Annotated in this window: 12 protein-coding genes; 9 read left to right on the top strand and 3 right to left on the bottom strand. The window is 65.9% G+C overall.

Annotation, left to right across the window (positions count from 1 at the left end):
- Positions 1-11: 11 nt before the first annotated feature.
- The 3 genes from MNI96_RS01635 to MNI96_RS01625 form a co-directional block, all read right to left on the bottom strand.
- Entirely contained in the window at positions 12-464 is a 453-nt protein-coding gene (locus MNI96_RS01635; RefSeq protein WP_249689770.1) for a hypothetical protein, read from the bottom strand.
- 82 nt (positions 465-546) lie between these two features.
- Positions 547-1071, bottom strand: coding sequence for a CinA family protein (locus MNI96_RS01630; protein ID WP_249689767.1), 525 nt, complete (start codon positions 1069-1071; stop codon positions 547-549).
- Positions 1068-2330: a bifunctional 2-C-methyl-D-erythritol 4-phosphate cytidylyltransferase/2-C-methyl-D-erythritol 2,4-cyclodiphosphate synthase gene (locus MNI96_RS01625; RefSeq protein WP_249689765.1), complete on the bottom strand. Its 1263-nt coding sequence runs from the start codon at positions 2328-2330 to the stop codon at positions 1068-1070. The genes MNI96_RS01630 and MNI96_RS01625 overlap by 4 nt, the downstream gene beginning before the upstream one ends.
- A 145-nt stretch (positions 2331-2475) precedes the next feature.
- Between MNI96_RS01625 and dusB the strand changes: the two genes are divergently transcribed.
- The 9 genes from dusB to hflX all read left to right on the top strand — a co-directional run bounded on the left by dusB (position 2476) and on the right by hflX (position 14037).
- A complete protein-coding gene (dusB, locus tag MNI96_RS01620; RefSeq protein ID WP_249689763.1) occupies positions 2476-3510 on the top strand; it encodes a tRNA dihydrouridine synthase DusB in 1035 nt (344 codons plus the stop codon).
- Positions 3507-4622 (top strand): two-component system sensor histidine kinase NtrB, encoded by a 1116-nt coding sequence (locus MNI96_RS01615; protein ID WP_249689761.1) that lies wholly within the window; start codon positions 3507-3509, stop codon positions 4620-4622. Before dusB ends, MNI96_RS01615 begins: the two co-directional genes overlap by 4 nt.
- Before the next feature lie 17 nt (positions 4623-4639).
- On the top strand, positions 4640-6076 hold the full coding sequence (ntrC, locus tag MNI96_RS01610) for a nitrogen regulation protein NR(I) (protein ID WP_249689759.1): 1437 nt from the start codon (positions 4640-4642) through the stop codon (positions 6074-6076).
- Between the two features lie 170 nt (positions 6077-6246).
- Positions 6247-8472 carry a sensor histidine kinase NtrY-like gene (locus MNI96_RS01605; RefSeq protein WP_283776278.1) on the top strand — a complete coding sequence of 742 codons (2226 nt, stop codon included), beginning with the start codon at positions 6247-6249 and terminating at the stop codon, positions 8470-8472.
- Complete coding sequence (gene ntrX / locus MNI96_RS01600) at positions 8462-9829, top strand: nitrogen assimilation response regulator NtrX (RefSeq protein WP_249689755.1); 1368 nt, start codon at positions 8462-8464, stop codon at positions 9827-9829. The genes MNI96_RS01605 and ntrX overlap by 11 nt, the downstream gene beginning before the upstream one ends.
- Positions 9830-9886: 57 nt before the next feature.
- Entirely contained in the window at positions 9887-11263 is a 1377-nt protein-coding gene (trkA, locus tag MNI96_RS01595; protein ID WP_158192301.1) for a Trk system potassium transporter TrkA, read from the top strand.
- 43 nt (positions 11264-11306) lie between these two features.
- Entirely contained in the window at positions 11307-12170 is an 864-nt protein-coding gene (gene dat / locus MNI96_RS01590; protein ID WP_249689753.1) for a D-amino-acid transaminase, read from the top strand.
- A gap of 208 nt (positions 12171-12378) precedes the next feature.
- On the top strand, positions 12379-12633 hold the full coding sequence (hfq, locus tag MNI96_RS01585; RefSeq protein WP_067215116.1) for an RNA chaperone Hfq: 255 nt from the start codon (positions 12379-12381) through the stop codon (positions 12631-12633).
- Positions 12634-14037, top strand: coding sequence for a GTPase HflX (hflX, locus tag MNI96_RS01580; RefSeq protein ID WP_283776277.1), 1404 nt, complete (start codon positions 12634-12636; stop codon positions 14035-14037).
- Positions 14038-14049 lie beyond the last annotated feature (12 nt).

Here is a 14049-nt window from a genome sequence, read left to right as displayed (position 1 = left end):
CTCCCCGCACGTCACCTTGCGTGATAGGATGATGAGGCGGCGCCGGAATTTCCGTATTTCGAGAACATCTGACGGATATGGATGAAGCGCATGCGGCGGTTCATCGCCTCTTCGCTGGCGCGCATCACCTCCGCGTTGGTGCCCTCGACACCAATATCGGCGAGCTTGACCTGCTTGCTCGGTTCCTCGCAGATACGGTACCAGCCCTTTCCCTGGTTCAACTCCAGGCCGACGTCGCGGCCTTCCTCTGCCTCGTAGTTCATCCAGGCGACCGTTGCCGCCCGGGCGTAATAGGCATGACCGCAGAGCGATATCTCGTGAAGGTTGTCGCCGGCGCGCGTGAATACCTTGTGGCTGCCATAGAAGGAGCCGTCCGAGTGTCGTGAGATCATGTGGATGTCGTCTGCAAGCGCGCCTGTCGGCAGGGCAATCGCGAGGGCAACGGTCAGGCAGGTCTTACGCATGTTACATGTCCCTGTTTGAACAGGACTTTGGGTGCATTACCCAGAAAAAACAATTAACAGGGGAAAGCCCTTGTTGAACTGGTCATTCTCCGGTTTCACGAACCGATAAAACTTTAGCAATGGTCTGCGACAGGGCAGTGAGGGCGCGCTCCACGGTGGCAAGGCGCACTGCGCTTCGCCCGACGTCGCCGAGGCGCAACTCTTCATGTTGTGTCGGGAGGCCCTTGGCAGCCAGGGCCATGTGAACCAGACCGACCGGCTTTTCCGCAGAGCCGCCGCCCGGTCCGGCGATCCCGGTGATTGCAACGGTCACATCTGCGCGCGAGGCCGTGAGCGCGCCCTCGGCCATGGCGATGGCGACGTCGCGGCTGACCGCGCCGACGCGGGCGATCAGGTCGGCCGGTACGCCCAGCATGTCGCGCTTTGCTTCATTGGAATAGGTCACGAACCCGCGGTCGACCACTGCCGACGAGCCGGAGATCTCGGTAAGGGAGCTGGCGATCAGCCCGCCGGTGCAGGATTCCGCGGTTGCCAGCAGCAGGCCTGCGGCAGTCGCCTCGCGGATGACGCGGGCCGCACTGTCCTCGACGCGGGCGAGATCGGTCACGCATGGCCTCCTTGCGCGGTGATGTCGTCATTCTGCTCGGGCAGGCGGACGGTGACCGTCGCCAGAGCCGCAATGCCTTCCTCGCGCCCCGTGAAGCCGAGGCGCTCCGAGGTCGTGGCCTTTACCGATACCCGGTGAAGCGGCGTGCCGCAAATTTCGGCGATGCGCGCGCGCATCGCTTCGCGGTGCGGCCCGATTTTCGGGCGTTCGCAGACGATGGTGACATCCAGATGCGAGATCCGCCCGCCGCGCTGGCGCAGCCGGTCGACCGCGTAGTCGAGAAACTGATCGGAGGCTGCGCCCCGCCACTGCGGATCGCTCGGCGGAAAGTGATGGCCGATATCGCCGTCGCAAATCGTTGCCAGCACCGCGTCGGTGAGCGCGTGCAGCACCACGTCCGCGTCGGAGTGGCCCATGAGCGCGCGGTCGTGGGGAATGGCGATGCCGCCGAGAACGACACCGTTGCCCGCCTCGAATGCGTGCACGTCGTAGGCGGTGGCGACCCGTGTTTCCATGTCCATGCGAGGCTCCCTGGTGGCGCTGTCCCTGTCGAAGCGGCGCAGGTCCTCCGCCGTGGTGATCTTGACGTTGCCGGTCTCGCCGGGCGTAAGCACGACCGTAAGGCCCGCCCATTCGGCAACGGCCGCATCGTCCGTGAAGGACGCGAGGCCTTCGCTTGCCGCGCGCTCATGCGCGTCCAGGATATCGTGAAAGCGGAAGGCCTGCGGCGTCTGCGCGGCATAAAGTCCGTTGCGCTCCACCGTGCCGAGGATTGCGCCGCTCTCCGGGTCTGCCCGCTTCAGCGTATCGGAAACGGGGACGGCGGCAACCGCTGCGCGGTGGCCGGCCGCAATCGCGTCGATGGAGGCCTGTATGACCTCAATCGAGACGAAGGGGCGGGCCCCGTCATGGATGAGGACGATGTCCGGGGCGAGGTGTGCGAGCGCCCGCAGGCCGTGCAGCACCGTTGCCTGGCGGGTGTCGCCGCCTCGGGCGGGCGGCTGCAGGCGCGGATCGGCGAGCCCGGCAATGCAGTCGGCATAGTGGGCGTCGTCGTTCTCGCCGATCAGCACCGCGACGGCAGACACGCGGTCGCAGGCGAGCGCCGCCTCGATTGTGCGGCGCAGCAAAGGCGTGCCGCCGATCTGTCGGTACTGCTTCGGCACGCCGCCGCCCGCGCGCAGGCCCTTGCCTGCCGCGACGATCAGCATGGCCACTCGGCCGGCAGCGCTAGGCGGGGAATGGTCGGGCGCGGTCATCGTCATGTCCGGTCGTCAATGCGGATGCGGCGGTTTTGACGGTTTCGCTGCGCATCCACAAGGCTTATGTCGGACGCGCGAATTTCGCACTTGCAGCGTAATCGACATTGTCTATTCTGTAGGCACAGTGGAAAGTGCACATCATATGAGCATTCAGCAAGGCGGCGCCAACGGCCGCGGCATCAGGATCGGGACGGTGGAAAGCGCCAATCGCGTGTTTCTCGCGCCCATGTCCGGCGTCACCGATGTGGCTTTCCGGCATCTGGCGCACCGCTTCGGCGCCGGGCTCGTCGTTTCCGAAATGGTGGCGTGCGAGCAGCTTGCCGAGGGGCATCCCGAAACCCGTCTGCGCAGCGAGGGAATCGCCGGCGCGCTGCATGTGGTGCAGCTAGCCGGCCGCGAGGCGCACTGGATGGCAGAGGGTGCGCGCCTGGCAGAGGCCGCCGGGGCCGATATCATCGACATCAACATGGGCTGCCCGGCCAAGAAGGTGACCTCCGGCTATTCCGGCTCGGCGCTCATGCGCGATCTCGACCACGCCCTGACGCTGGTGGAAGCCACCGTCGGCGCGGTCTCCGTGCCCGTGACGCTGAAGATGCGCCTCGGCTGGGACCACGATTCGCTCAATGCGCCGGAGCTTGCCGCGCGGGCCGAGGCGGCCGGCGTCGCGATGATCACCGTGCACGGCCGCACTCGCTGCCAGTTCTACAAGGGTCAGGCCGACTGGGATGCGATCCGGGCGGTGCGCGAGCGGATCTCCGTCCCGCTGGTCGCCAATGGCGATTGCGGCTCGGTGGAGGATGCGCACGAGATGATGGACCGGTCAGGCGCCGATGCGGTCATGGTCGGGCGCGCTGCTTACGGTCGCCCCTGGCTGCCGGGAGCCATCGCTGCCGGGCTCGACGGCCTGCCGGCTCCGGTTGTGCCTTGGGGCGCCAAGCTCGGCGAGCTCGTCTGCGAGCATATCGAGATGATGCGCGAGCTCTATGGCGCGCAAAAGGGGCTGCGGCTCGCCCGCAAGCATATCGCCTGGTATCTGGATGCCGGCGCACCCGGCGTGCCCGGCCCCATACGCCAGAAAATCCTGACATCGGAAGACGCCGGCTTCGTCACCGCCAGCCTTCGAGCCTGCTTTGCGGGTGGGGCGGAAACCGCATCCAGCCTGGAGGCCGCCGCATGAGAGGCGCACGCGAAGCCGCCGCCGGTCCCATCCCCGGCACCAATGGGCAGATTCTCGACGCGCTGCCGCACCCGCTCATCCTCGTCGACCCGCAAGGCCGCATCGTCGAGGCGAACATGGCGGCGGAGAGCTTCTTCCGCGCCAGCGCGCAGGTGCTCCGCCGGCATCCGGTGTCCCATTTCGTGCCGTTCGGCAGTCCGCTGCTCATGCTGATCTCGCAGGTGAGGGAGCGCGGCGCGCCGGTCAACGAGTACAAGGTGGACATCGGCTCGCCGCGCATCGGCGCCGAGAAGATCGTCGACATCATCGCCGCACCTGTGGCCGACAGGCCCGGCGCCGTCGTCCTAATGCTGCAGGAGCGGGGCATGGCGGAAAAGATCGACCGCCAACTCACCTCGCGCGGTGCGGCGCGCACCGTCTCGGGCCTTGCGACGATGCTGGCGCACGAGATCAAGAACCCGCTGTCGGGCATTCGCGGCGCCGCGCAGTTGCTGGAGGCCTCGGCCGCCGAGGACGACCGTCCGCTCACCCGGCTGATCATGGACGAGACCGACCGGATCGTGAAACTGGTCGACCGGATGGAAGTGTTCTCCGACGAGCGGCCGGTCGAGCGCGAGCCGGTCAACATCCACGTGGTGCTCGACCATGTGCAGCGCCTCGCCAATTCCGGCTTCGCCCGCAACATCCCGATCAACGTCGAATACGACCCGTCCCTGCCGCTGGTCCTGGCCAATCGCGACCAGCTGGTGCAGGTGTTCCTCAACCTGGTGAAGAATGCCAGCGAAGCGGTGGCGGGCGAGCCGGCGGGCGAGATCACCCTGACGACCGCCTACCGCCCCGGCATCCGCCTGTCGGTGCCCGGCTCGCGGGAACGGGTGAGCCTGCCGCTGGAGTTCTGCGTGCGCGACAACGGCCCGGGCGTTCCCGAGGACCTGCTGCCGCATCTCTTCGACCCCTTTGTGACGACCAAGGCCAACGGCTCCGGCCTGGGGCTTGCGCTCGTTGCCAAGATCATCGGCGACCACGGCGGTGTCATCGAATGCGACAGCCAGCCGGGCCGCACCGTTTTCCGCATCCTGATGCCCGCTTACGCGACGCAGGACGAAATCTGACCTCTGGGACACCGACCATGCCGACCGGGACAATCCTCGTTGCCGACGACGACGCCGCAATCCGCACGGTGCTGAACCAGGCGCTGTCGCGCGCCGGCTATACCGTGCGGCTCACATCCAACGCCACAACCTTGTGGCGCTGGGTCAGTTCCGGCGATGGCGATCTCGTCGTCACCGACGTGATGATGCCGGACGAGAACGCCTTCGACGTGCTGCCGCGCATCAAGAAGCTGCGCCCCGACCTGCCGGTGATCGTGATGAGCGCGCAGAACACGTTCATGACGGCGATCCGCGCCTCGGAGAAGGGCGCTTACGAGTATCTTCCCAAGCCCTTCGACCTGAAGGAGCTGACCAGCATCGTCGGCCGCGCCCTTTCGGAACCGCGCCGGATCAAGCTCGACGAGCCGGAGGAGGCGGGCGAAAACATCCCACTGGTCGGCCGCTCGCCGGCCATGCAGGAAATCTACCGGGTGCTCGCCCGGCTGATGCAGACCGACCTTTCCGTCATGATCAACGGCGAGTCCGGAACGGGCAAGGAGCTCGTTGCCCGCGCGCTGCACGACTACGGCAAGCGCCGCAACGGCCCGTTCGTCGCGATCAACATGGCGGCGATCCCGCGCGACCTGATCGAGGCCGAGCTGTTCGGCCACGAGAAGGGGGCCTTCACCGGCGCGCAGCAGCGCTCGGCCGGACGCTTCGAGCAGGCGGACGGCGGCACGCTGTTCCTCGACGAGATCGGCGACATGCCGATGGAGGCACAGACGCGGCTCCTGCGCGTCCTGCAGCAGGGCGAATACACCACCGTCGGCGGCCGGGTGCCGATCCGCACCGACGTGCGCATCGTCGCGGCCACCAACAAGGACCTGCGCCAGCTGATCAACCAGGGACTCTTCCGTGAAGATCTCTACTATCGGCTCAATGTGGTGCCGATCCGGCTCCCGCCGCTGCGCGAGCGCATCGAGGACATTCCGGACCTGGTGCGGCACTTTTTCACGCTGGCGGAGAAAGAAGGGCTGCCGGCCAAGCAGATCGAGACAGCCGCCATCGACCGTCTGCGACGCTATCGCTGGCCGGGCAATGTGCGCGAGCTGGAAAATCTCGTCCGCCGGCTTTCGGCGCTCTATCCGCAGGACGTCATCTCCGCGGCGCTGATCGACCAGGAACTGAGCCAGCCGGCGCCCAGCGTCGAGGAAGAGGAGAACGCCCAAATCGATCTGTCCGGATCGGTCGAGCGCTATCTCAACACCTACTTCCAGGCCTTCGGCGACGCGCTGCCGCCCCCGGGGCTCTATCATCGCATCCTGCGCGAGGTGGAGTATCCGTTGATCGGCGCAGCGCTCGCCGCCACGCGCGGCAACCAGATCAAGGCGGCAGAGCTGCTCGGCGTCAACCGCAACACGCTGCGCAAGAAAATCCGCGACCTCGACGTCCAGGTGATCCGCTCCAACCGCTGACGTCGGCTTCACGCGGCGGCATCCCTGTCGTAATTTGGCAACATTGTGTGGTAAGGGTGCCGCATTCCCAGCAACGGACTCGCCTGGGCCGATTCTAGCGACGGTTGCCAACTGTGCTTGCCGAGAGAACCAGCGGAGCAGATTCTCCGTCCGACAGCGGTCGGAGCGGGTTGCGCGTGCGCCGCATCGGCCTCGTGCTGGTCATCGTTTCGCTGATTTCCATCACGCTGACCTTCTTCGTGCTGATGGGCGTGACGCCGATCGCGCCGGACGGTCCCGTCGCACAGGTTGCGATGGTGATCAACGGCGTTCTCGTCGCCATCCTCTTGCTGCTGATCGGGCTCGAATTTGCGGCGCTTCTGCAGGCGCGCAGGCGAGGGCGGGCGGCGGCTCGCCTGCACGGGCGCATCGTCACGCTGTTCAGCGTCGTGGCGGCGGTTCCCGCGGTTCTCGTCGCCATTCTCGCGACCATCACCCTCGACCGTGGCCTCGACCGCTGGTTCGAGGACCGCACCCGGCTGATCATCGACAATGCGCTGACCGTCGCGCAGGCCTATCTGCAGGAGCACGCCCGCGTGCTGCGCGGCGACCTGATCGCCATGGCCAACGACATCGACCGGGCCAAGACGGTCTATGATTTCGAACCGACCCGCTTCGACAGCTTCTTTCAGACGCAAACGACCCTGCGTGCGCTCGGCGGGGCCTATCTGATGAAGCCGGACGGTACGGTGATCACCCGGGTCGTTGTCAATCCGGACGTGGAGGTCATCCTGCCGCCGGTGGAGGCGTTCGGGCAGGCGGCGGCCGGCGAACCGGTGCTGATCGCGCCGGGCGTCTCCAACCTCGTCGGCGGCGTGATGAAACTCTCCGCCTATGACGACATGTATCTCTATGTCACCCGCGCGATGGACAAGCGCGTGGTCGACTACATGCGTCTGGCCGAGGACGGGGCCAGCCAGTACGGCCGGATGGAGCAAAGCCGGTTCGGCGTACAGGTGGCCTTCGCGCTCGTCTATACCGGCGTCACCCTGGTGCTGCTGCTGTCGTCGATCTGGATCGGCTTCGGCTTCGCCAATCAGCTGGTCTCGCCGATCCGCCGGCTCATCGGCGCAGCCGACCAGGTCTCCAAGGGCAATCTCTATGTTCAGGTGGAGACCGACAAGTCGGCAGGCGACCTTGCCAATCTCGGCACCACCTTCAACAACATGACGGCGCAGCTGCGCGGCCAGCGCGATGCGCTGCTGGCGGCGAACGACCAGATCGACCGTCGCCGCCGCTTCACCGAGGCGGTGCTGTCGGGCGTCACCGCCGGCGTCATCGGCATCGACGACACCGGGCGCATCACGCTGGTGAACCGCTCCGCCTTGTCGCTGCTCGACGTCAGCGAGAGCGCGCTTCTGGACGAGCCGCTCGGCCGCGTGGTGCCGGAGCTCGCCTCTGTCGTGGAGGACGTGCTGGCGCGCGCCGACGACCGGATGACCGAGACGCAGGTGTCGCTGCACCGGCACGGACGCGAGCGCAGCGTCAATGTGCGCGTCACCAGCGAGCAGTCGACCCGCAGCGAGCACGGCTTCGTGGTCACGTTGGACGACATCACCGATCTCGTCACTGCCCAGCGGACCTCGGCCTGGGCGGACGTTGCGCGCCGTATCGCCCACGAGATCAAGAACCCGCTGACGCCGATCCAGCTGTCGGCGGAGCGCATCCGCCGGCGTTACGGCAAGACGATCGTCGACGACGACCGCACCGTGTTCGACCAGTGCATCGATACGATCATCCGCCAAGTCGGCGACATCGGCCGCATGGTCGACGAGTTCTCGTCCTTCGCGCGCATGCCGAAGCCGACAATGAGCAGCAGCGATCTGCGCACCACCGTGCGCGAGGCCGCCTTCCTGCAGAGCGTCGCCAATCCGAACATTTCGATCCGCACCGATCTCCCGGAGACGGCGGTGAAGGCGCGGTTCGACCAGAGACTGGTCGGGCAGGCGCTGACCAACGTCATCAAGAACGCGACGGAATCGGTGTTGGCGGTGCCGGCCGACAGCGGCAGCAAGGGCCGCATCGACGTCACCGTACACCAGGACGGCGAGACCATCGCCATCGAGGTGGTGGACAATGGCATCGGCCTGCCGGTGGAGAACCGCCAGCGGTTGCTGGAGCCCTATATGACGACACGGGAGAAGGGCACCGGCCTCGGTCTCGCAATCGTCAAGAAGATCATGGAAGAGCATGGCGGCGGCATCGAACTTCTCGATGCGCCGGTGCGGGACGAGAGCGTCGGAGGCGGGCGAGGGGCCATGGTCCGCCTGACGATGGTAAGAAACACGGCGGATCTTCCGTCAGACACAGGCGAGGCGTCCGTGACCCCGGAGACGGTTGCTACAGATGGCGTATGATATCCTGATCGTCGACGACGAGGCCGACATTCGCGACCTCATCGCCGGCATCCTCGACGACGAGGGCTACAAGACGCGCACGGCCGGCGACAGCGACAGTGCGCTCGCTGCCATCCAGGAACGCCGTCCATCCATGGTCGTGCTGGACATCTGGCTCCAGGGCAGCCGGCTGGACGGGCTCGAACTGCTGGACGCGATCAAGGCGCAGGATCCCGAGCTGCCGGTGGTCATTATTTCCGGCCACGGCAATGTCGAGACGGCGGTTTCGGCCATCAAGCGCGGCGCCTACGACTATATCGAGAAGCCGTTCAAGGCCGATCGGCTGGTGCTGATCACCGAGCGCGCGCTGGAGGCGTCCTCGCTCAAGCGCGAGATCAAGCAGTTGCGTCAGCGCAGCGGCGATGCGCCGGAGCTGCTGGGCGCCAGCAGCGCGATGAACAACCTGCGCCACATGATCGAGCGCGTTGCGCCGACCAACAGCCGGGTGCTGATCATCGGCCCCTCAGGCGCCGGCAAGGAGCTGACCGCCCGCACCATCCATGCGATGTCGCAGCGCGCGCGCAATCCCTTCGTGGTGATCAACGCGGCGACGATTACGCCGGAGCGCATGGAGGAGGAGCTTTTCGGGATCGAGGATTCCGAGGGGCGCATCCGCAAGGTCGGCGCGATGGAAGAGGCCCATGGCGGCACGCTCTACATCGACGAAGTCGCCGATATGCCCTACGAGACCCAAGGCAAGATCCTGCGCGTGCTGGTCGACCAGACCTTCACTCGTGTCGGCGGCGTCGGCAAGGTCAGCGTCGACATCCGCATCCTGTCGTCGAGTGCCCGCAATCTCGAGGGCGAGATCTCCGAGGCGCGCTTCCGCGAGGATCTGTTCCACCGGCTCGGCGTGGTGCCGCTGCAGGTGCCGCCGCTGGCCGAGCGGCGCGACGACATTCCCGACCTGGTCCATTTCTTCATGGAGCAGATTTCGGCTGCGTCCGGCCTGCCGATCCGCAAGATCGGCGAGGATGCGATGGCGGTTTTGCAGGCACATGACTGGCCGGGCAACGTGCGTCAGCTGCGCAACAACGTGGAGCGGCTGATGATCCTCACCCGCGGCGATCCGGAAGCGGTGATCACCGCCGACCTGCTGCCGGGCGAGATCGGCGCGGACGTGCCGAGCCTGCCGACCAATGGCGGCGGCGAGCATCTGATGGCGCTGCCGCTGAGGGATGCGCGCGAGATGTTCGAGCGGGACTATCTGCAGGCCCAGATCAAGCGGTTCGGCGGCAACGTGTCCCGCACGGCGGAGTTCGTCGGCATGGAGCGTTCCGCCCTGCACCGGAAGCTGAAGTCGCTCGGACTTTCATAGGCGCGGCGACGTGATAGGTTCCAGGCAGACGGGACACCTTGAAGGGACTTCGATCCGATGAGAGTGGTGATTTGCGGCGCCGGCCAGGTGGGCTACGGCATTGCCGAGAAGCTTGCGGCCGAACAGAACGATGTCTCCGTCATCGATTCCTCGCCGCGGCTGATCAACGCGATCCGCGACACGCTCGACGTACGCGGTTTCGTCGGGCATGGCGCGCATCCGGACGTGCTGGCGCAGGCCGGCGCCGATCAGGCCGACATGCTGATCGCCGTCACGCTTTATGACGAGGTCAACATGGTCGCCTGCCAGGTGGCCCATTCCCTGTTCAAGGTGCCGACCAAGGTGGCGCGCGTGCGCGCGCAAAGCTATCTGAAGCCGCATTGGAGCGACCTCTTCTCCCGGGACAACATGCCCATCGACGTGATCATCTCGCCGGAGATTGAGGTGGGCGAGATGGTGCTGCGCCGTCTGGCGCTGCCGGGTGCGGTGGAGACCGTGCGCTTTGCCGATGATCAGGTGGTGGTGGTCGGCCTGATCTGCCGGGAGGATTGCCCGGTGGTCAACACGCCGCTGCGCCAGTTGACCGAGCTGTTTCCCGATCTTGGCGCCGTGGTCACCGGTGTCTTTCGGGGCAATCATCTCTTCGTGCCCAAGAGCTCAGACACGCTGTTCGTCGACGATCTCGTTTATGTGGTCGCGCGGCGCGACCAGGTGCGGCGCACGCTGGCGATCTTCGGTCATGAGGAGCCGGAGGCGACAAGGGTCGTCATCGCGGGCGGCGGCAATATCGGCCACTATGTGGCGCGCACGCTGGAGCAGCGCCAGTCAGCCGCCAAGGTCAAGATCATCGAGCATTCGCGCGAGCGGGCGCTCAGCATTGCCGACACCTTGAAGCGTGCCGTGATCCTGCATGGCAGCGCGCTCGACCAGACCATCCTCAAGGAAGCCGACATCCAGGACGCGGACACGCTGATCGCGCTGACCAATGAGGACGAGGTCAATATCCTCTCCTGCGTTATGGCCAAGAAGCTCGGCTGCAAGCGCAATCTGGCGCTGCTCAACAATCCGAGCTATCCGACCTTCGCCCATGCGCTCGGCATTGACGCCTTCGTCAATCCGAGGCAAGTGACGATCTCCAAGATCCTGCAGCATGTGCGGCGCGGCCGTATCCGCGGCGTCCATGCCCTGCAGAACGGCGCGGCCGAGGTCATCGAGGCCGAGGCGCTGGAAACTTCGCCGCTTGTCGGCAAGCCCTTGCGGGAGGTCGAACTGCCCGACGGCATTCGCGTCGGTGCAGTCTTCCGCGACGGGACCGTCATCACGCCGGACGGCTCGACCGTGATCCGCGCCCATGACCGCTGCGTGCTTTTCGCCATCGCGGAGCGGGTGCGGCAGGTGGAGCAGATGTTCCGCGTCAGCCTGGAATTCTTCTGATACGCGGCCGGGCTGCCGCGTTCCGCAATCGACTGGAGGAAGCATGAGCCGCATCGCATATGTGAACGGACGCTATGTCCGGCACGCGGAGGCCGCCATTCATATCGAGGACCGGGGCTACCAGTTCGCCGATGGCGTTTACGAGGTCTGCGAGATCTGGCACGGCCATCTCGTCGATGAGCGGCGTCATCTCGACCGCCTCGAGCGCTCCTTGAACGAACTCTCGATCCGCATGCCGATGGGCCGGGCGGCCCTGTCGCAGGTGCTGCACGAGGTGGTTCGCCGCAACAAGGTGCGCGATGGCCTCGTCTACATGCAGGTGACGCGCGGCGTGTCGCGCCGCGACCACGTCTTCCCGCCGGCCTCCGTCGAGCCCGCGCTGGTGGTGACGGCGCGTTCGTCTCAGCCGGCGGCGGCTTCTGCCCTCGCGGAAAAGGGCGTGTCGGTGATTTCCGTGCCCGAGAACCGCTGGGAGCGCGTCGACATCAAGACCGTTGGCCTGCTGCCGAACGTCTTGGCCAAGCAGAAGGCGAAAGAAGCCGGTGCCAAGGAAGCCTGGTTCGTCGATCGCGACGGCATGGTGACCGAGGGCGGCTCGACCAATGCCTGGATCGTCACCAAGGACAACTGCCTGGTGACGCGGCCGGCCACGAGCGGCATCCTGAAGGGCATCACCCGCCAGGTCGTGCTCGACATGATCGAGCGCAACGGCCTCACCTTCGAGGAGCGGGCCTTCAGCCTGGAAGAGGCGAAGCAGGCCAAGGAAGCCTTCATGACTGCGGCGACGACCGTGGTGATGCCGGTGGTGCGGATCGACGATCAGGCAATCGGCAATGGGCATCCCGGCGAGATGACGCGAGAGTTGCGGCGCATGTTCCATGAAACGGCCGAAGTCAGTGCGGTGTGACTTGAGGCAGGCTGTGTCATATAAACGGGCAGAAATGGCAACGAGGATGCGCTAGACTGGCATCGTGCGCCCGAGGGTCTTCCTCCGGGCTCTTGACGTCGGGTCTGCCGGGCGCAATGCTGCGGGCAGCAAGACTGCATGGCGGCAGTTTTTGTTTCCGGCTGGGCGCACCAATAAACGACAATGCGAATGCAGGAAAAAATAAAACATGGCTGACCGCGCTCAAAACCTTCAGGATACTTTCCTCAACCATGTACGTAAGCAGAAGACCCCACTGACGATCTTTCTGATCAACGGTGTGAAACTGCAAGGCGTCGTGACCTGGTTCGACAACTTCTGCGTTCTTCTGCGCCGTGACGGACATTCACAGCTTGTCTACAAGCACGCAATCTCCACCGTGATGCCGAACGCTCCGGTTCAGCTGTTCGAGCCGGATGAGACCGGCGAAAAGACGGCGGGCTGATTGAAGAACCAACCCCGCTCGAATCGGAAAGACAAACCCGCGCAGGAACCGGACAATCCGTTCGAGGGCCCGCGCGGGGCTGCCGGCGCGCGCGCAGCCGTGGTCGTTCCTGTGCTCACCGGCCGCCATCGCGATGAGAGCGGCGCCCAGCTTCGTCGCTCGCCCGAAGCGCGGCTTGAGGAGGCGATCGGCCTTGCCGCGGCCATCGACCTCGAGATCGTCTCCAGCGGCATCGTCACGGTCGCCACGCCCAAGCCGGGCACGCTGTTCGGCAGCGGCAAGGTCGAGGAACTCGCCGCCATCGTGAAGGCGGAGGAGATCGAGCTCGTCGTCGTCGACCATCCGCTGACGCCGATCCAGCAACGCAACCTGGAAAAGGCGCTGCATTGCAAGGTGCTCGACCGCACCGGCCTCATTCTCGAGATCTTCGGCGATCGCGCCAGCACGGCGGAAGGCACGCTGCAGGTGGAGCTTGCCCACCTCAAGTGGCAGAAAAGCCGTCTGGTGCGCTCCTGGACCCACCTGGAGCGCCAGCGCGGCGGCCTCGGTTTCGTCGGCGGTCCCGGCGAAACCCAGATCGAGGCCGACCGGCGCCTGATCCAGGAGCGGATCAATCGGCTGGAAAAGGATCTGGGACAGGTCACCCGAACCCGCGAGCTGCACCGGGCCAAGCGCAAGAAGGTGCCGCAGCCCGTCGTGGCGCTGGTCGGCTACACCAATGCCGGCAAATCGACCCTGTTCAATCGGCTGACCGAAGCCGAGGTCTTCGCCAAGGATCTCCTGTTCGCGACGCTCGATCCGACGCTGCGGCGCGTGACGCTGCCGCATGGGCGCGATGTCATTCTGTCGGATACGGTCGGCTTCATCTCCGACCTGCCGACCCACCTGATCGCTGCCTTCCGGGCGACGCTGGAGGAGGTGACGGAGGCCGACCTGATCCTGCATGTGCGCGACATTTCGCACGAGGATACAGAGGCCCAGGCCGCCGATGTCGCCGCCACGCTGAATGCCCTGGGCTTGGAACAGGCGCAAAGCAGCCGCCTGATCGAGGTCTGGAACAAGGTCGACAAGCTGTCCGACGAACACCGGCAGACGCTGCTTGCCGCCAACCGCATCGACGAGGGCCCTGTTGCCGTCTCCGCCGTGACCGGCGAGGGCGTTGCGGACCTTCTGGCGCGGGTGGAGCTACGGCTCGCCGAGGACAGTCTCGTCTACGAGATGACGCTGGCGCCGGAAGACGGAGAGGGTCTCGCCTGGCTCTATCGCAACACGGACGTGCTGCGGCGGACGGATGGCGAGGAGGGCATCTCCTTGCGCGTGCGCGTCGGCGAGCGTCGCAAGGGCGAGTTCACCACCCGCTATCGCGGCGCCTTTACCGAGATCGACGAGGACGCGGCGGGCTGAAGTCCGTCGCCG

Source organism: Stappia sp. WLB 29, from assembly GCF_023507705.1.
Lineage (GTDB): Bacteria > Pseudomonadota > Alphaproteobacteria > Rhizobiales > Stappiaceae > Stappia.
This window is presented reverse-complemented; position numbering and strand designations above follow the sequence as displayed.